Here is a 17,337-nt window from a genome sequence, read left to right as displayed (position 1 = left end):
TTTACTTTTTACTTTTTACTTTTTACTTTTTACTTTTTACTTTTTACTTAATAACTATCTTTGTCACATGAAGCATTTAGTCATCATAGGAGCCGTTTGGCCAGAACCAACTTCAACAGCAGCGGGAAGCAGAATGTTGCAACTCATTTCCTTGTTTCAAAAGCAAGATTATGAAATTACATTTTTGTGTTCGGCTTCAAAGTCGGATTTTTCGTTTGATTTGAATCAGATTTCGGTTAAAACCAAAGCAATTCAACTGAATGATAGTAGCTTTGATGCTGAAATTAAATCATTGAATCCCGATGTTGTCATTTTTGACCGATTCATGATTGAAGAACAATATGGTTGGCGTGTGATGGAAAATTGCCCGAATGCTTTACGAGTTTTAGACACTGAAGATTTACATTTTTTACGAAAAGCTAGAGAAATGGCTTTCAAACAAAATCGCGAGTTAGTTTTTGAAGATTATATTTCCGATGTTTTTAAACGCGAAATGGCTTCGATTTATAGATGCGATTTGACGTTATTGATTTCTGAATACGAAATGCAATTGGTAACAGAAACATTCAAAATGGATGCTTCTGTTTTATATTACTTACCTTTTCTATCGGAAGAAATTAATACAAATGTTCCTTTATTTGAAGAACGAAACCATTTTGTAAGTATTGGCAACTTTTTACACGAACCAAATTGGCAAACCGTTTTAGCCTTAAAAAAATGTTGGAAATCGATTAAAAAACAACTTCCCGAAGCAGAACTTCATGTTTATGGCGCTTATGTTTCGGAAAAAGCGAAGCAATTGCACAACGAGAAAGAAGGATTTTTAATTATAGGAAGAGCCGAAAGTGTTGCTGATGTATATTCAAAAGCAAAAGTTTTGTTAGCCCCTATTCCTTACGGAGCTGGTTTGAAAGGCAAATTGTTTGAAGCCATGCAATTGGGATTACCTTCAATAACCACAGAAATGGGAGCTGAAGCAATGAACGGCAATTTAGATTGGAACGGATTTATAACTTCCGATGAAGATGATTTTATTGAAGAAGCTATCGAATTGTATAAAAATAAAACTGTTTGGGAAACCGCTCAAAAAAACGGCTACGAAATCATTGAAAAACGTTTCAAAAAGGAATTATATGAAACTGACTTTATGAATCAAGTAGAAAATCTCAAAGAAAATTTAAAAGCACATCGTAGCAAAAACTTCATTGGACAAATTTTGCAACATCAAAGTTTGCAAAGTACTAAGTACATGAGTAAATGGATTGAAGCGAAGAATAATTAGGAACTGTAAGTTAAAAGGAAAACTTTTTACTTTTAATATAAACTACCCATGAATCGTCTCCGATTTTCCGTAGCTTTCAATCACTTTTGCTTCAAATTCTAACCATTCTTCCCAACGCTTTTTAACATCGTAACCTTCTTCTGCTAATTCGTGCGCAAATTGTAAAAATGAAGTATAATGATTGGCTTCTGAAATCATTAATTCTCTATAAAAAACAGCTAATTCTTCGTCTTGAATATTATCGGAAAGTACTTTAAAACGTTCGCAACTTCTGGCTTCAATCATGGCGGCAAATAACATACGCTCAACAATTAAATGCTTGCGATTTCCAGGTTTCATGAATTTAAATAAATCGTTTACATAACTGTCTTTTCGTTCACGTCCTAATACCCAACCACGAGCTTTGATGATTTCATGCACTTGCTCAAAATGATCCAATTCTTCTTTCGCGATTGATGTTAACTCAGTAGTAATTTCTGTAAATTCAGGTAACAAATTAATTAACATCATTGCATTTGATGCCGCTTTGATTTCGCACCAAGCGTGATCAGTTAGAATCTCTTCTAAATTACCTTCTGCTATGTTGGCCCATCTTGGATCTGTTGGTAGTTTTAAACGAAACATATTTTTAAGTAAAAAGTGAAAAGAAAAAAGTGAAAAGTTAATTTTAAAAACTTTAAAACTATTTCTTGAACCAAATCAATATTGCAAAATTATCGTATTTAAATTGAAATTCCTAAATTAGAAATATCCCATTTTTTATTAATATTATACTGAATATGCCCGTTTTTAATTTCTAAAGGGCAATCAAAGTTATTAGTATATAAACCACCCGTTCCTAAGCCTTGTGGCATTGGATTATTTAAGGTAAAAGTAAATTGGGTTATCGCATTCAATCCAATATTACTTTCTAAAGCAGAAGTAATCCACCAACCGATATTTAAACTTTCAGCAATAGAAATCCATTCTAAAGTTCCCTTAAAACCTCCAACTAAACTTGGTTTTAAAATGATGTACTGCGGTTGAATTTCTTCAAGTAATCTTCGCTTATTCTCAATTCCAAAAACACCAATTAATTCTTCATCTAAAGCGATTGGAAAGGGCGTTTGTTGGCAAAGTAATTTCATTTCTTGAATGTGATTCGCTTTTATAGGTTGTTCTATACTATGTAATTCAAATTCATTTAATTGATTCAACTTACTTAAAGCTTCATTTGAATTAAAAGCACCATTGGCATCTACCCGAATTTCGATAGTTTTAGCATCAAAATTTTGTCGAATGAATCGTAATAAACCTAATTCCTTCTCGAAATCAATAGCACCTATTTTTAGTTTTATACACGAAAATCCTTGCGCTAGTTTTTCTTCGATTTGGGTTTTCATGAACTGCTCCTCTCCCATCCAAACCAAACCATTAATCAACATATTCTTTTTGCCTTCCGTAAATTCTGAAGGAAATAATTCGAAAAGTGATTTAGATTGTAAAGACAGAAACGCCATTTCCACTCCAAATTGAATCGAAGGAAATTCCATTAACTCATCCCATAATTGGTCTTTTCCCAAATGAATATTATGACAAACCCATTGTAATTTTTCTTCATAATCGGGTCTGTCATCAATAGAAAGCGTTCGTAAAATACCACACTCACCTATTCCTGTTTTTCCGTTTTCTTCCAAGATTAAAAACCAAGTTTCTTTCTCGGTCATTACACCACGAGAAGTACCACTTGGGCGTTTGAAATTGAGGATGTATTTTTTGTAGGTTGCTTTCATATTCAAGTACAATGACAATTTCAAGTACAAATTTCAAAATCTTGAAGTTGATTTTTGAAATTGAAATTGATTAATTTAATCTAATATTCTCAATATTTTCTTGAAATCATCTACATTCAAACCTTTTGATTTATAAAATTCTATATCAAATTTAGCCTGTTGAATCCATGAGGTTTTTACATCAATATTGTTACTCTTGTATTTTTTATGTATTTCTTTAGCCTCAGAAATATCTTCATTAAACACTAAAGCATTTGCATATTTTAACTGATACCAAAGTTGATTATTATCTAATTGAGTCGCTTTAAAATAGGATTCCTTAGCCTTAACAAATTGTTTCGTTTCTATATAAATATCTCCTAAAGCACTGTAATCTTTAGCTTGTGCCCATTTGTTATCTACAATTTCTTTTAAAATATAATCAATCGCTTTCTGATGTTGGTTTTTCTTATAAAAGTCCCAAGCTGTTTTTCTTTTAAATTCTAAAAAATCGTTCATCTGTTTGGTGTTTTGAACTGCTTGAATCGCAAGATTTTGAATACTATTTGCTTTTTCAGATGGCAATAAATCTTTAAATTCCTTGTATTTATATTTTCCAATTATTAAATCTATAAATTCTCCAGAAAAAATTTCTTTTTTAGAAAGCGAACTAACAAAATCTAACCTTGTAATTTCTGCTTCAAGTTCTTTCTTATTTTGTTTGGTCCAACCTCTACTTGCTTTATAATCCACCCAAGGAACGACTTCTAAGACAATTTTTTGGTTCATAACCCAATTCTGACTTTCGAATCCAAACCATAAATTAGGTAAATTGGTCAAGCATAATGAAGATGACGAAATCAACTTGGCGTCTTTGTTTACTTTTTCTTTTTGTTCCCAACACGCTCTATCCGTTTTTCCTTCTTTCAAAAATAAATTAGCTGCATTTGCTTCTTGAAATAAAGCAAACGTACATTTATCATCTCCCGAAATTGCAGATGTTAAATGAATCGCTCCAGCTGTTCCTTGACTAATTCCGGTTGGATCTGGAATGGCTTTTAATACCGAAACCAAACTTGAAGTTAGTTTTTGATTTTCATCTAAAACGGTAATTCGGTATACGAATTCGGTAGTTCCAACAGGTAAATCTTCGGCTTTAATAAGTGTTCGTTTTCCTGCTGAAAGTTTAATTTCTTTTGTTGTAGCGCGTTCTTTGTCCCAAAACCCATCTTTTTGAGAAAAACTCGATACTGAAATCAATATGGCTAATACTAAATATAAAAGTTTATTCATTTTATTTTTTTTAAACACATAGAATCATAGTTCTACTTTGTTTGCTTTTTTTAAGGCGTTACACTTTACATAGAAAACATAGCTTAAAAGTCCTATTTTCTATCTTTTATTAATGTTTAATTTTCTCTTTTTATTTTCATTAATTTCATGATTTCTCATTAAATTATTTTTCCTTTCAATTGTCTTATAATCTTTGTATGCCCATAAAGAAAAAATGAAAAGCAGTAAACTCAAAATAATTATCCCATTACTATCTATGGTACCTGAATATAAACTTCCAGTTTTACTAAATGAAAAGCCATATGTTGAACTATTTAAAACCTTCATCACAATACCTATAAGTAAAACTAATATTGCTATGTAAAATGAAAGTTTATATAAGATTTTACTCATTTACATTTATTAAATAATTAAACACAAATCATAAAATGGAAAAACTATGTGCCTATTGTGTTTAACAACCATTCAATTTTTGTACCAAATTTACAATTCAATACTTTGCCCGATTTCTAATAACATCAAATCTTTTCCTTTATCGAAAAATTTGCGTTTAGCGTCTTCATGATTGATTTCGATATACCCAAACGTATCAAAATGGTAACCCAATACTTTATCGCATTGTACAAAATCTGAAGCAATAATAGCATCTTCTACATCCATTGTGAAATTACTTCCAATAGGTAAAATGGCTAAATCCAACTTAGTTCGCATTGGAATTAATTTCATATCCATTGTTAAAGCGGTGTCGCCAGCAATGTATATATTTTTGTGTTCGCCCTCGATTACAAATCCGCCAGGTTGTCCTCCGTAGCTTCCATCAGGAAAAGAAGACGTGTGAATAGCGTTTACATATTTAACCGTTCCGAATTCAAAATCCCAACTTCCGCCGTGATTCATTGGATGGTAATTAAAACCTTTATTTCCGTAATGTGATGCAATTTCGTAGTTAGAAACAATAACCGCTTCTGTTCGTTTAGCAATTGCTTCCACATCTAAAATATGATCTTGATGTGCGTGAGTTAGCAAAATAAAATCAGCACTTAAAGTATTGATATCAATATGTGAAGCCTTTGGATTTCCTGAAATAAATGGGTCAACTAAAATGTGAACATCATTTACTGTAATTCCGATACAAGCGTGTCCGTAGAATGTGATTTTCATAACGTTAGATGTTAAATTAAAAATTTAATTAAGACAAAATTACTAAACTTACTGCTAAAAGCATGCTAATTAAAAAAGTACTCAAAGCCACTTTTTTTAATTCGGAATCTAGTTCTCTAGGAATTTTGTTTTTATTCACTGTTTTTAAATGATTGAACAAAATAATAAAAACAAAACCGAAACTATATTGTGGCAATGAAAACAGCAATTGATTCCCAAAAAGAATCAATAAAAGAAAAGCAGAAATTATCAATCCATAATGATATACTTTGGCGTTTTCAGAACCTAGTTTTACAACCAATGTATTCTTTCCAGCGATTTTATCATTTTCAATGTCGCGCATATTGTTTAAATTTAAAACAGCAACGCTAAGACAACCAATAGCAAAAGCAGGTAAGAAAAGTAAACCATCTAATTCCTTTGTAAACAAAAAATTAGAACCAATAACAGAAACTAATCCAAAGAAAATAAATACAAATAAATCCCCAAAACCGCTGTAACCGTATGCGCTTTTCCCAACAGTATATTTAATAGCTGCACCAATAGAACCAATTCCTAACAAGATAAAAATCAAACTCAGTGCAAAATTTTCTTGTCCGAATGCTACGTATATTAATAATAAAGCGATGATGAAGGTTAAAATCGCAGTAATAATAACTGCTTTTTTCATTTGCTCAGCGGTGATAATTCCAGCCGCTACCAAACGTTTTTCGCCAATTCGATTAGCATCAGTTCCTTTTACGCCATCACCGTAATCGTTGGCATAATTGGACAACACTTGCAATCCTAATGTAGTTAGCAATGCTAAAACCACAATTCTCCAATCGGAAAATCCTTGATAATAGGCATAAGCGCTTCCCACAATAATTCCAGAAACTGAAAGTGGTAAGGTTCGTAAACGTGCTGCTTGTATCCAGTGTTTCATTATATATTGTTATTTAAAAATTGCCATCAGTATCAAAATTCCAAAAGCTATTGAAAATGGCGCGCAAATTCTCAAGTATATTGGTCTTAATGTTTCAGCAGCTTTTGTTGAAAATTTGTGATGTGTTTTAATTGGTGTAAGCATCAAAATTACAGCAGAAATGATTAAAAAGTAGCCAAAAACGCGAAAATATAATTCATAAGCATTCGTTTTAGCGGAAATGACAAAACTTATTCCTAATAACAAACGAACAATCAATTCTCCATAATTAATTACAATAGTACTTCCAGCTTTACCAATTATAGCTCTTGCTCTTTCAGGATTAAAAAACATCAAAAAACCAGAATATATCAGAAATAATCCAAAGACAAAAACGATACTTTTCGAAATTAATTCCATTTAATAAATTTAATTACATCCAATTCTTATCAGAAGTTTCCACTTGATACAACCAATAATTAGTTAATTGCTTCACTTTAGAATAATTTGTTGTTGAAAAATTAACTGTTCCACCGGCAGTTGAAAGACGAACAGAACCAATATCAGCTGGCTTTTGCCAAAAAAACTGTTGGGTTTCAATGGCTTGAATTTTATAAGGTTCAATAATTATTGTATCAATGTCCCATGCGCCATTTTGCTTGATGATAAAATCATTGGAAACAAAAAGTTTATAATTTTTAAATGAAAACCAAATCAATACAATGGCAAAAATGGCAAAAAAACTGGTGTAAAGTATCCATTCATTCCAAGTAACAAAGTGCAATTTATAATTTATTACTATTGAAATTAAAACTGGTACAACAAGAAGAAAAAAGGTATTGACTGCAAATTTTCTCCAATTAGGTAAATACTTCTTCCCTTTTTCTGGCAATTGATTTAACAACAAATTCAGAATAATATCGCGCTCGCTTGCGGAGCATCCTGGCACTTCGATTTGGTCTTTTTCCTTCACTTTTTCTACATCGCTAGAAGCCTGATGAACTCCAATAGTGGTAACATCTAACTTCTTTTGAAAATAGTTCTGCGTAATTTTAATTTTTTGAACTTTATTCGGATTCAACAACGTGTTTTTTGTAGATAATAATCCGTAAGACAATACAATCGCTTGCTTGCTTTTTTGAATGGTAAAATCAAAATATTTTAGAATGGTACGAAATAAGTTTACTATCAAAATAAGCACAATAAAAATCCCTACAACTATCATAAATGAAGTAATATTAGGCAATGCATCCAAATAGTTCGTTACTTCATCTTCGTTGATTACATCTGTGTTTAACTGTTGTAGATTTTCAATAATTGTTGTAAAAAAGACAAAAATTAAAGCAAAACTTTTGATATAATTCGATGTAAAGCCAATCTTTACCAAACTCAATATTCCAATTTTAATGAAAGAAGTCGGACTTTCTTCAATTGCAACTTTTTCAGAGTCGACAATCGTTTCTTGTTGCGAATGATTGATTAATCGCTCTTTTAAAATAGTGGCTAAATCATGTGAAATAGCACTAATAGAAGCTTCTTTTTTATCACTTCCAGCAGTATCAATTTCTAATTTATGAACTCCGACTAATCGCTGAATTAAACTCTGATTGATATTAACTTGCTGAATTTTATGTAACTGAATAGTAATTCTAGTTTTATTGAAAACACCTTTCTGAATGACAAATTCATTGTTTTCTTCATCTATGTGAAAAGTAAAAAACAAATATTGTAAGTATGAAATCACACCAATTATAATCACAACTCCTGCTATACTTCCAAAAAAAACAAGTTTGTTGAGTGAGTCAAATTTCACCAACCATAATAACAACATAGGCCACAAAGCACGAACCGTCTTCTGCAAGGAATTGGCAAACATGACCAAAATCCCTGGAAGCGATTGACGTTGGGGTTGCGAGAAATCGGTTGATTTATTCATTTTCTGCAGTTAAGAATGATTCGTTTGAAAATGGTTCAATAACTTCTTCCTTCTTAGGTGGATTGATTTTTTGGGAAACCAAATTTTTAATAATTTGGGCATCAGCCAAAAGCAAACCCGGAATTTCTAAATCCGAACTACTTCCACCCGCGGTGAATAATTCGATAGAAGCCAAACCTAATTTGCGAGAAATAAACCCTTGATGTAAAGCCACATGTTGTACTCTATTGAAAGGAATAATTGTAGTTGTTTCAGAAATTAAACCTGATTTATAAATGGTGTCATGTTCTCTAAAAGCATAACCTTTTTTATTGAAACTAAGCTTCGTAAAAACTATTAATCCAGCAATGAAAACCAAAATTCCAATAAGAATTAATATCCAAGTAGTACTTGAAAAAGCATCTTTTTTAAAGTAAAATAAGGTTGAAAATCCACCAATTATTAAAATAAAAAGCAATAAAAAATTAAAAAGTAATACGTTTATATACTTTGGATGAAGTCCTTTTAATTGAACTTCTTCAAATTTTGGAAGTTGGTCAATTTCGATTGGATTATTTGAGAATTCGTTCATAGTTTAAAATTTAAAACCAACACCTACATTAATAAAATGCGTATTTGCAGTTCCATCTATATCATTAGAATTTACAGGGAAATATTTGTAACTTCCTTCAATAAAAAGCAAATCTGAAACATGATATTTTAAACCTGGATTAATTGTAAACCCATTAAAATTCAACTTTTTTTCTCTTTGCGTAAGAGCTGGATCCATTGGATCAAGAATACCCGTAACATATTTTATTTTATTAGAAAAGAAAGCGTATCCAATACCAAAGAAAGGTCTTAATTTACCTTTAAAAGCATCTACTTCAATACTTGCATTTGGATTCCAAATTAAAATATCATTTGGAAGAAAATAATCTCTAGATTGCAAATAATCGATACTTAAACCTCCAAAAACCGAAATTGTTTCGTCTTTATAAACCGCGTAATTACCTGAAATTCCAACAACACCATTAAACCCGTCGCTGATAATGTTTTCATTACGAAGATTCCCAACGTAGTGAACTCCTACTTGAAATTTAGTCTCTTTTTTAACCTCTTTACTTTCTTGAGCAATTGATAGATTACTTAACAACAGTAGTAGCCCGAATACGATTTTTTTCATAAATCTATTTTCTTAATAATGAAAATCTTTATTCTTTTCTCTTTTTTCTATTATCTAATTATGGTAAATATTTCTTTTCAAAGTTAGGCTTACGTTTTTCTAAGAACGCGTCTCTTCCTTCTTTTGCTTCGTCTGTCATGTACGCTAAACGAGTGGCTTCACCTGCAAAAACTTGTTGACCTACCATTCCATCATCAGTTAAATTCATGGCAAATTTTAGCATTTTAATAGATGTTGGTGATTTTGCTAGAATTTCTTGCGCCCATTCGTAAGCTGTATCTTCTAACTCAGCATGTGGAATTACGGCATTTACCATTCCCATTTCAAAAGCATCTTGCGCTGAGTAATTTCTACCTAAGAAGAAAATTTCTCTAGCTTTCTTTTGTCCCACCATTTTAGCTAAATAAGCCGAACCGTAACCACCATCAAAACTAGTTACATCTGCATCCGTTTGTTTAAAAATAGCGTGTTCTTTACTCGCTAACGTTAAATCACAAACCACATGAAGCGAGTGTCCGCCACCAACAGCCCAACCCGGAACTACACAAATAACAGCTTTTGGCATGAAACGAATCATACGTTGTACTTCTAAAATATTCAATCTGTGGTAACCGTCTTCCCCAACATAACCTTGGTGTCCACGTGCTTTTTGATCGCCACCACTACAAAAACTCCAAATTCCATCTTTAGAACTTGGTCCTTCTGCAGAAAGTAAAACTACTCCTATTGAAGTATCTTCTTGGGCATCATAAAATGCTTCAATTAATTCTTTGGTTGTTTTAGGACGAAAGGCGTTTCTAACGTCTGGACGATTGAAAGCGATTCTTGCAACGCCATCACATTTTTTATAAGTTATATCTTCAAATTCTCTAACGGTTTTCCAATTGATTGTGCTCATTTTTCAAATATTTAAAATAGATATTGTAATTTTTTTTAAATGTAAATTTCCGTAAAAATAATTCATTTTTTGCATTATATTGCAAGTTCAAAACAATTAGATTCATGAAAAAACTATATATAGGATTACTGTTTGCATCTGGACTATTTTCGGCTTCGGCTCAAAACTATGAATTTCAGAAAGTTAATGATGTCGAATGTTTGCCGGTCATCTCTCAAGATAATACAGGAACTTGTTGGAGTTTCTCAACTTCTTCGTTTTTAGAATCGGAAATTATTCGCTTAACAGGAAAGAAAATCGACCTTTCAGAGATGTTTCAAGCCCGAACCACTTATTTGGCTAAAGCCGAAAACTACGTAATGCGTCAAGGAAAAGCTAATTTTAGTGAAGGCGCTTTGGCACATGATGTAATTACTAGTATGACAAAAAATGGTTTGGTTCCAAATAGTATTTTTGATGGTTTAAGTGATGGAGAATCGAAACATAATCATGCTGAAATGGTAGCGGTTTTAGAAGCGATGTTAAAAACGTACGTTTCAAGTCCAAGTGGTAAATTATCTAAAAATTGGAAACAAGCGGTTAATGCTGTTTTGGATATTTATTTAGGAAGTATTCCAACCAAATTTGAATACGAAGGCAAAAATTATACTCCAAAATCATTTGCTGAATTCACTAAAATTAAACCTGAAAATTATGTTACCTTGACTTCATTTACTCATGAAGCGAATTACAAACCGTTCATTTTGAATATTCCAGATAATTTTTCAAACGGTAGTATGTACAATTTGCCTTTAGATGAATTTATTGCCAATATTGATAATGCATTAGCAAACGGTTATTCCCTTTCATTAGATTGTGACGTTTCTGAACCAACATTTTCAGGAAAATATGGAGTGGCTTTTGTTCCAGAAAAAGAAGAAGATACAAAAACCGGTTTAGCCGAAATTATCATTGAAAAAAATATCACACCTGAATATCGCCAACAAGAATTTGAAAATTTATCTACCACTGACGACCATTTAATGCACATCGTTGGAAAAGTAAAAGACCAAAAAGGAAATGTATATTACAAAGTAAAAAATTCTTGGGGAAGCGACGAAAAGAAAGTGGCTAACGGTGGTTATGTTTACATGAGTGTGCCTTATATGAAATTAAAAGCAATATCAGTTATGGTTCACAAAGATGGAATTTCAAAAGAAACTAAGAAGAAGTTAGGATTGTAATATGATTTTTAAATCGGCCACAAGCAAAATAAATAAGTACATTTTAATTGGTGCGATTGTTTTTATGTATTTAATGACAATTCCAACATTATATGACGATTCGATTGAGCCTTTCCTTATTATTTTTGGAATTAATCTAATCATTACACTATTTTTGCTTTGGACATATAAAACTACTTTTTATATTTTAAAAAATGATACGCTAATATGGAAATCCGGCCCATTAAAGGGGACTATTGAAATAAAGAATATCAATAAAATTGAATATCACAAAGGAATTATTGTGCCAACAATTTGGAAACCAGCATTAAGTCATATAGGTTTAATTATCACTTATAACAAATATGATGATATTTACATTTCGCCCGAAAAAAGCGAACAATTTATTACACAATTATTAGAAACAAACCCAAATATTACGATTAAGAATACCCCATATGATTTATAAATTACTCACCATAAGCCTATTATTTTTAGTTACAAGTTGCCAAGATAAGCCTGACAAAGCAAAAGAATCCACTATTAAAGATAAGGAAGGGAATGTATCTGAATTTGCTGTTAATTTTTCACCTCTTACCACTATTTATAAAAAAAGAATGGGAAATGAAGTGGAAGCATTTTATGACTCAAAATTCAATTCAAAAGATTTTAGTGGTTCGTTTTTAGTAGCAAAAAATGGCGAAATTCTATATGAAAATTATAGCGGATATGCCTACAAAGAAAAAGGCGATTCCATCAAACAAAATACACCTTTGCACATTGCTTCAGTGAGTAAAGTGATTACGGCTGTAACCATTTTAAAATTAGTCGATGCTAAAAAACTAAAATTAGATGATTTAGTAACTTCTATTTTACCTGAATTTCCACACGAAAAAACAACCGTGAGGATGTTGTTGAATCACAGAAGTGGTTTACGAAATTATGCCTATTTTACTGATGATAAAGGCGTTTGGGATAAAAAGAAAACACTAACCAATCAAGATGTTTTAACACTTTTAGCTACAAAAAACATTGGTTTAGAATCAACACCTGGAACTCGTTTTGGGTATTGCAACACCAATTATGCTTTATTAGCTTTAATCATTGAAAAAGTTGAGAAAAAGACTTATCCAAAAGTGCTTCAAGAATTAATTTTTGATCCATTAGGAATGAAAAACACCTTTGTTTTTGATGATTTAACAAAGCAAGACAGCGTGAGTCAGTCTTATAAAAATAATTATTTACGATTGGCTTTTGAATATTTAGACCAAGTGTATGGAGATAAAAACATCTACTCCACACCTCGCGATTTATTACAATTTGATTTGGCTTTATATTCTGATAAATTTTTGAGCCCAGCTATGAAAGCCGAAATGTTAAAAGGTTATAGCTATGAACGTAAAGGAACCAGAAATTATGGTTTAGGAATTCGTATGTTAGAATTTGAAACTGGACAACAATATTTCTTTCACAACGGTTGGTGGCATGGAAATACTTCATCTTATGTAACACTGGTAAAAGATTCGGTTACGATAATAGCGATTTCTAATAAATTCACAAGAAAACCTTATCAAACAAAGAGATTGGCTCCAAAATTTGGCGATTATCCGTTTAAATTTAATGATGAAGAAGGCGAATAATTAACCGATTTTCACCGAAGTCATCGTTAAAGAACCACCAACTGCTTTATCGTTAAAGAATTCCACTTTATCATTATCAGTTTGTAATGCCAAAATGTAGAGTAATGGATAATAATGATCTGGAGACGGAATGGCTAATGTAGCTGATTTGTTTAGTTTTTCATATTGAATTAATTCTTTATGAAAACCATTTGAAATTTTATTTTTGAAAATTTCATTCATTTCTAAAGCCCAATCAAATCCGTATTCGGGTTCGTTTAATTTATCCCAAGCTACCATTCGTAAATTGTGCACCATATTACCACTTCCGATAATTAGAACTCCTTTTTTACGAAGTGAAAGTAATTGTTTTGCTAATTCATAATGATAAGCTGCTGGTTTGTAATAATCAATACTCAATTGCAAAACCGGAATATCTGCATTTGGATACATGTGTTTTACTACCGACCAAGTGCCGTGATCTAATCCCCAATCGTGGTCCAATTCCACTGCCGGATTTGTAATTAGTTTTTGAATTTCTGTCGCTAATTCAGGACTTCCAGGTGCTGGATATTGCACATCAAATAACGCTTGTGGAAAACCTCCAAAATCGTGAATCGTTTTTGGATTTGGCATTGCGGTAACTAATGTTCCTTTTGTTAACCAATGTGCTGAAACCACCACAACTGCTTTTGGTGTTCGAATTTCTTTTCCCATTTGCTGCCAACGTTTTGAAAACTCATTATCTTCAATTGCATTCATAGGCGAACCATGTCCTATGAATAAAACGGGCATCTTCTCCTCTTCTTCTCCTAATCCTTTTGTCCAATCATAGAACGGTTGTATACTTGCCATTGCGATTCCTCCTGAAAGTAATGTTATGAAATTCTTGCGATTCATAAATTAATACTTGTATATACAAATATATTGATTAAATTCAAATTAAATACTAATTGATTGTTAAAAACGTTATCTCTAAAATCATACGAAATGAAAACCCTTATTTTATTACTAACTATCTCATTAACTAATTATTCAGTTATAAAAACAAGCATTGAAAAAGATAGAAATTTGTTGCAAAAAAAATACATTTCAAATGAAAATAAATCAGAAACAATTGAAGAAGCCAAAACTAAATTAACAGCCTATTTATATAACGATATTTTTAATAATTGGTATTCAACTAAATGGAGCTTTGAAGGTCATTCTGAAATACCAAAACAAGGAACTATAGCTTGTGGATACTTTGTTTCAACCACTTTAAGAGATGTAGGATTCAATCTAAATCGATACAAATTAGCCCAAAAAAGTCCAGAAGAAGAAGCAAAAGTAATTGCATGCGGGACTTCGATTGAGAAACGTGAAAACATTTCTAAACAAGAATTAAAAAATTATTTTCTAAAACAAAAAGATGGGATTTATTTTATTGGATTGGATTTTCATGTAGGGTATATTTATAAAAACAATCAAGAAGTGTATTTTATTCATTCCAATTACATTGAAAATAAAGGGGTAATGAAAGAAACAATTGAAAATTCTAAAGCCATTGTGAGTTCAAAATATTTTATTGTTTCCATAACTCATAATGACAACTTAATAAAGAAATGGTTACTAAAAGAAATTGTAACTACAAATTAAGTAATTCGATTTTAAAATTTCTTAAAACAAAAAAAATGGAAATTACATTTAGAAACAATGCTAACCAAAAATACTTGTTATAATCATCAGTATTTACAGCAATTTCATACAAATTTAAAAGTGGTAAAACTATGATAGCTATCCAAATAGGAATCCAAATAAATTCAGTTTCAAAACCAATAAAATGTATCGTTTCAAAATTTTGAAAAATTGCCACAAACGTGAGGAGTAAAACCAATACGCTTAGAAAAAGATATATTTTATTCTTTGTTGTCATTTTACACCAAATAAATCCCGTCTTCTTTGATTTCGATTAACTTTTGTTTGTATAAATTTCCAACGGCTTTTTTGAAATTCTTTTTACTCATTTTCAATACCGTTTTAATGTCTTCTGGATGCGAATTATCTGTCAAGCGCAAAAAACCACGATTTGCTTTTAATTCGTCTAAAATAATTTGAGATGAAGGTTCAATTGCCTCTACTCCTACTTTACGAAGTAAGACATCAATTTTCCCATCAGGGCGAATGTTTTTGATATAACCAACGGTTTTCATTCCTGGTTTTACATCTGTATATACTTCATTTTTATAAGCTAAGCCTTTGTACTTCTGATTGATAATAACATTGATTCCACCATCTGTAATATGAGAAATTAATATATTAACTTCTTCATTGGGTTCCAAATCAACATTTTCATTTGTCAAATACTTGTTAGTTCTACTTGAAGCTACCAAACGATTCGTCTTATCATCCATATGCATGTAAACCAAATATCGTTTTCCAACTTCCATTGGTCGCGCTTGTTCTTTGAATGGAACAAATAAATCTTTCTCTAATCCCCAATCTAAAAAAGCACCAAACTGATTCATGTAATTTACTTTTAAATGCGCAAATTCATTCAGTTTGATATAGGGTTTAAGTATAGTTGCTACAGGACGTTCTTCATGATCAAGATAGATAAATACAGTTAAATCATCTCCTATAGAAAATTCTTTTGGCACGTATTTATTCGGTAACAAAACATCATCTTCTTGTGTTTCTTCACTTCCTAAAAACAAACCAACTTTAGTATCTCTTAATATTTTTAACGTATTGAACTCTCCTATATGTAACATAATAAAATAAATAAAGTGCAAAGGTAAGCATTTTAAAAATTAGAATTTATAAATCGGAAATCCAGAAAATGAAAAAACCACAAATCATTAACTGACTTGTGGTTTCTATACTTATTTTCAAAAATTTAGATTCCGATTTCTACTTGGAAACGAACGTACCAATTTTGTTTGTTATTTCCGTCGAAATAATCTAAATCAGTTAAAGTAACTTCACCTTGTAATTTGAAAGCATGTTCCCATAAATATTTAGTAACACCTAATGAATATTGCTTAGAATCAGGAGTTAATGCTTGAATATCTTCGTGCATTTTTTGAGTAGAAAAACGACCGATAATTTCATAGTTTGTTGGAAAAACATAACTTAATTGATAATCCATTCCGCTTCCTACTGGTACATAATTAAATTCTGTAATGTCCTCAGGATTAAATGCAATTGGATTTTTTGCTGAACGAGACATATAACTTGACATAAATGCCCAACCATTATATTTTAACATAGCATCTAATAAAACCGATTTCATTGTTTTTTGTTCGAATAAATCATTTCCAAGCTGTCCTTGTGTTCTTCTAGCTAAATTATTTTGATGAAATGCACCTGATAATAATAATCTTGGTTTTTCTTCACGAGCTACATCTCCTTCAAAATTAGTTCCGTCTTTTTTAAACGAACCAAAAGGCATTAACTCTAATTTTCCAGTTAAAGCTACTCCATCATCAGCAGATTTTGTCCAGTTTCTTCCTTCTCCAGTAGTTACTGCCGTTTTTACATTGTATGAAAATTTATCTTTGTTTTCATTCAAATAGTAGGCTTGAAAACCAAAATCTCTATCGATTGTAAAACGAGCATTATTAATACTTCTATCTGTTAATTGTAAAGCTCCTGATGAATTTACACGTTGTCGATTTCCTGGTAATTTCGTTTGCCCAAAAAGGAAACTCCAATGCTTATTTGGACGATAAAAAACAGCAGCATCACGAATAATATTAATATTTTCTCCGTCTTGAATTTCTCCCACATCACCTGGCGCAAAGGACAATTGAATTACATATAAAAAGTGTGGATTACCTACATAACCATCAAAACGCAAACGTAAACGTCTAATTTCTCCTGAATAAGCTGGATCAGCATCTTCATTTTGAATATATGTTACACGATTTTGCATTCTAAAACGAATATTTAATTGGAATAAACTATCAGGCGATGTTATTCCAAGTCCTTTTCCATAACTATAATATGGAAGAGCAGCCAACTTTAAATCGTTGTCCTTGAGTGGTACTTTTACTTCTTGAGCGCTTGAAAATGCTGTAGTTACTAAAAGTAAAAATGTAATAATTTTTTTCATTTGTTATGTTGTTGTATATTTTTTGCAAAC

At 31.3% G+C, this 17,337-nt stretch carries 19 protein-coding genes; 5 read left to right on the top strand and 14 right to left on the bottom strand.

The window, feature by feature from the left end; translation table 11 throughout:
• The first annotated feature begins 67 nt into the window (after positions 1–67).
• On the top strand, positions 68–1,282 hold the full coding sequence (locus tag OJ995_RS12750) for a glycosyltransferase family 4 protein (protein WP_264369787.1): 1,215 nt from the start codon (positions 68–70) through the stop codon (positions 1,280–1,282).
• 42 nt (positions 1,283–1,324) lie between these two features.
• Here the strand turns inward: OJ995_RS12750 and OJ995_RS12745 are convergent, their stop codons facing one another.
• The 11 genes from OJ995_RS12745 to OJ995_RS12695 all read right to left on the bottom strand — a co-directional run bounded on the left by OJ995_RS12745 (position 1,325) and on the right by OJ995_RS12695 (position 10,390).
• The gene (locus OJ995_RS12745) at positions 1,325–1,906 is read right to left on the bottom strand and encodes a MiaE family protein (protein WP_153201749.1); all 582 of its coding nucleotides are present in this window, start codon (positions 1,904–1,906) and stop codon (positions 1,325–1,327) included.
• Between the two features lie 98 nt (positions 1,907–2,004).
• Positions 2,005–3,054 (bottom strand): o-succinylbenzoate synthase, encoded by a 1,050-nt coding sequence (locus OJ995_RS12740; RefSeq protein ID WP_264369779.1) that lies wholly within the window; start codon positions 3,052–3,054, stop codon positions 2,005–2,007.
• Between the two features lie 75 nt (positions 3,055–3,129).
• Positions 3,130–4,326: a tetratricopeptide repeat protein gene (locus tag OJ995_RS12735; protein ID WP_264369778.1), complete on the bottom strand. Its 1,197-nt coding sequence runs from the start codon at positions 4,324–4,326 to the stop codon at positions 3,130–3,132.
• A 99-nt stretch (positions 4,327–4,425) separates the two neighbouring features.
• A complete protein-coding gene (locus OJ995_RS12730; RefSeq protein ID WP_264369777.1) occupies positions 4,426–4,719 on the bottom strand; it encodes a hypothetical protein in 294 nt (97 codons plus the stop codon).
• A gap of 90 nt (positions 4,720–4,809) precedes the next feature.
• Positions 4,810–5,487, bottom strand: a complete 678-nt coding sequence (locus OJ995_RS12725; protein ID WP_264369776.1) for a metal-dependent hydrolase — start codon at positions 5,485–5,487, stop codon at positions 4,810–4,812.
• Between the two features lie 28 nt (positions 5,488–5,515).
• Positions 5,516–6,412, bottom strand: coding sequence for a 1,4-dihydroxy-2-naphthoate octaprenyltransferase (gene menA / locus OJ995_RS12720; RefSeq protein ID WP_264369775.1), 897 nt, complete (start codon positions 6,410–6,412; stop codon positions 5,516–5,518).
• Positions 6,413–6,421: 9 nt separating this feature from the next.
• Positions 6,422–6,811 carry a hypothetical protein gene (locus OJ995_RS12715; protein ID WP_264369774.1) on the bottom strand — a complete coding sequence of 130 codons (390 nt, stop codon included), beginning with the start codon at positions 6,809–6,811 and terminating at the stop codon, positions 6,422–6,424.
• A gap of 13 nt (positions 6,812–6,824) precedes the next feature.
• Entirely contained in the window at positions 6,825–8,327 is a 1,503-nt protein-coding gene (locus OJ995_RS12710; protein ID WP_264369773.1) for a PH domain-containing protein, read from the bottom strand.
• The gene (locus OJ995_RS12705; protein WP_264369772.1) at positions 8,320–8,898 is read right to left on the bottom strand and encodes a PH domain-containing protein; all 579 of its coding nucleotides are present in this window, start codon (positions 8,896–8,898) and stop codon (positions 8,320–8,322) included. The genes OJ995_RS12710 and OJ995_RS12705 overlap by 8 nt, the downstream gene beginning before the upstream one ends.
• A gap of 3 nt (positions 8,899–8,901) precedes the next feature.
• Complete coding sequence (locus OJ995_RS12700; protein WP_264369771.1) at positions 8,902–9,492, bottom strand: porin family protein; 591 nt, start codon at positions 9,490–9,492, stop codon at positions 8,902–8,904.
• Positions 9,493–9,550: 58 nt separating this feature from the next.
• A complete protein-coding gene (locus OJ995_RS12695) occupies positions 9,551–10,390 on the bottom strand; it encodes a 1,4-dihydroxy-2-naphthoyl-CoA synthase (RefSeq protein WP_264369770.1) in 840 nt (279 codons plus the stop codon).
• 104 nt (positions 10,391–10,494) lie between these two features.
• Here OJ995_RS12695 and OJ995_RS12690 point away from each other — a divergent pair, with 104 nt between their 5' ends.
• From OJ995_RS12690 to OJ995_RS12680, 3 genes are read left to right on the top strand one after another with little or no spacing between them, the layout of a single operon-like run.
• A complete protein-coding gene (locus OJ995_RS12690; RefSeq protein ID WP_264369769.1) occupies positions 10,495–11,613 on the top strand; it encodes a C1 family peptidase in 1,119 nt (372 codons plus the stop codon).
• Position 11,614: 1 nt separating this feature from the next.
• The gene (locus tag OJ995_RS12685; RefSeq protein ID WP_264369768.1) at positions 11,615–12,061 is read left to right on the top strand and encodes a PH domain-containing protein; all 447 of its coding nucleotides are present in this window, start codon (positions 11,615–11,617) and stop codon (positions 12,059–12,061) included.
• Positions 12,051–13,232 carry a serine hydrolase domain-containing protein gene (locus tag OJ995_RS12680; protein ID WP_264369767.1) on the top strand — a complete coding sequence of 394 codons (1,182 nt, stop codon included), beginning with the start codon at positions 12,051–12,053 and terminating at the stop codon, positions 13,230–13,232. Before OJ995_RS12685 ends, OJ995_RS12680 begins: the two co-directional genes overlap by 11 nt.
• Here the strand turns inward: OJ995_RS12680 and ygiD are convergent, their stop codons facing one another.
• Complete coding sequence (gene ygiD, locus OJ995_RS12675) at positions 13,233–14,066, bottom strand: 4,5-DOPA-extradiol-dioxygenase (RefSeq protein ID WP_489886099.1); 834 nt, start codon at positions 14,064–14,066, stop codon at positions 13,233–13,235. It lies immediately after the preceding gene.
• A 135-nt stretch (positions 14,067–14,201) separates the two neighbouring features.
• Here ygiD and OJ995_RS12670 point away from each other — a divergent pair, with 135 nt between their 5' ends.
• Complete coding sequence (locus tag OJ995_RS12670; RefSeq protein ID WP_264369765.1) at positions 14,202–14,849, top strand: hypothetical protein; 648 nt, start codon at positions 14,202–14,204, stop codon at positions 14,847–14,849.
• A 278-nt stretch (positions 14,850–15,127) separates the two neighbouring features.
• On the opposite strand, the gene OJ995_RS12665 is transcribed toward OJ995_RS12670, so the two are convergent.
• Complete coding sequence (locus OJ995_RS12665; RefSeq protein WP_264369764.1) at positions 15,128–15,964, bottom strand: CvfB family protein; 837 nt, start codon at positions 15,962–15,964, stop codon at positions 15,128–15,130.
• 125 nt (positions 15,965–16,089) lie between these two features.
• Complete coding sequence (locus OJ995_RS12660; RefSeq protein ID WP_264369763.1) at positions 16,090–17,307, bottom strand: porin; 1,218 nt, start codon at positions 17,305–17,307, stop codon at positions 16,090–16,092.
• Positions 17,308–17,337: the final 30 nt, after the last annotated feature.

Source organism: Flavobacterium lacisediminis, assembly GCF_025909975.1.
In the GTDB taxonomy this organism is placed as follows: domain Bacteria; phylum Bacteroidota; class Bacteroidia; order Flavobacteriales; family Flavobacteriaceae; genus Flavobacterium; species Flavobacterium lacisediminis.
Note: the sequence above shows the minus strand (reverse complement) of the source record. Positions and strands in the feature narration are given on the sequence as shown.

Excerpts from the sequence above, each read along its gene's own strand:
- OJ995_RS12750 (WP_264369787.1), top strand. The coding sequence starts at position 68 with ATGAAGCATTTAGTCATCATAGGAGCCGTTTGGCCAGAACCAACTTCA.
- OJ995_RS12695 (WP_264369770.1), bottom strand. The coding sequence starts at position 10,390 with ATGAGCACAATCAATTGGAAAACCGTTAGAGAATTTGAAGATATAACT.
- OJ995_RS12670 (WP_264369765.1), top strand. The coding sequence starts at position 14,202 with ATGAAAACCCTTATTTTATTACTAACTATCTCATTAACTAATTATTCA.
- OJ995_RS12740 (WP_264369779.1), bottom strand. The coding sequence starts at position 3,054 with ATGAAAGCAACCTACAAAAAATACATCCTCAATTTCAAACGCCCAAGT.
- OJ995_RS12685 (WP_264369768.1), top strand. The coding sequence starts at position 11,615 with ATGATTTTTAAATCGGCCACAAGCAAAATAAATAAGTACATTTTAATT.
- ygiD (WP_489886099.1), bottom strand. The coding sequence starts at position 14,066 with ATGGCAAGTATACAACCGTTCTATGATTGGACAAAAGGATTAGGAGAA.
- OJ995_RS12705 (WP_264369772.1), bottom strand. The coding sequence starts at position 8,898 with ATGAACGAATTCTCAAATAATCCAATCGAAATTGACCAACTTCCAAAA.
- OJ995_RS12735 (WP_264369778.1), bottom strand. The coding sequence starts at position 4,326 with ATGAATAAACTTTTATATTTAGTATTAGCCATATTGATTTCAGTATCG.
- OJ995_RS12730 (WP_264369777.1), bottom strand. The coding sequence starts at position 4,719 with ATGAGTAAAATCTTATATAAACTTTCATTTTACATAGCAATATTAGTT.
- OJ995_RS12715 (WP_264369774.1), bottom strand. The coding sequence starts at position 6,811 with ATGGAATTAATTTCGAAAAGTATCGTTTTTGTCTTTGGATTATTTCTG.
- OJ995_RS12700 (WP_264369771.1), bottom strand. The coding sequence starts at position 9,492 with ATGAAAAAAATCGTATTCGGGCTACTACTGTTGTTAAGTAATCTATCA.
- OJ995_RS12725 (WP_264369776.1), bottom strand. The coding sequence starts at position 5,487 with ATGAAAATCACATTCTACGGACACGCTTGTATCGGAATTACAGTAAAT.
- OJ995_RS12665 (WP_264369764.1), bottom strand. The coding sequence starts at position 15,964 with ATGTTACATATAGGAGAGTTCAATACGTTAAAAATATTAAGAGATACT.
- menA (WP_264369775.1), bottom strand. The coding sequence starts at position 6,412 with ATGAAACACTGGATACAAGCAGCACGTTTACGAACCTTACCACTTTCA.
- OJ995_RS12660 (WP_264369763.1), bottom strand. The coding sequence starts at position 17,307 with ATGAAAAAAATTATTACATTTTTACTTTTAGTAACTACAGCATTTTCA.
- OJ995_RS12745 (WP_153201749.1), bottom strand. The coding sequence starts at position 1,906 with ATGTTTCGTTTAAAACTACCAACAGATCCAAGATGGGCCAACATAGCA.
- OJ995_RS12680 (WP_264369767.1), top strand. The coding sequence starts at position 12,051 with ATGATTTATAAATTACTCACCATAAGCCTATTATTTTTAGTTACAAGT.
- OJ995_RS12690 (WP_264369769.1), top strand. The coding sequence starts at position 10,495 with ATGAAAAAACTATATATAGGATTACTGTTTGCATCTGGACTATTTTCG.
- OJ995_RS12710 (WP_264369773.1), bottom strand. The coding sequence starts at position 8,327 with ATGAATAAATCAACCGATTTCTCGCAACCCCAACGTCAATCGCTTCCA.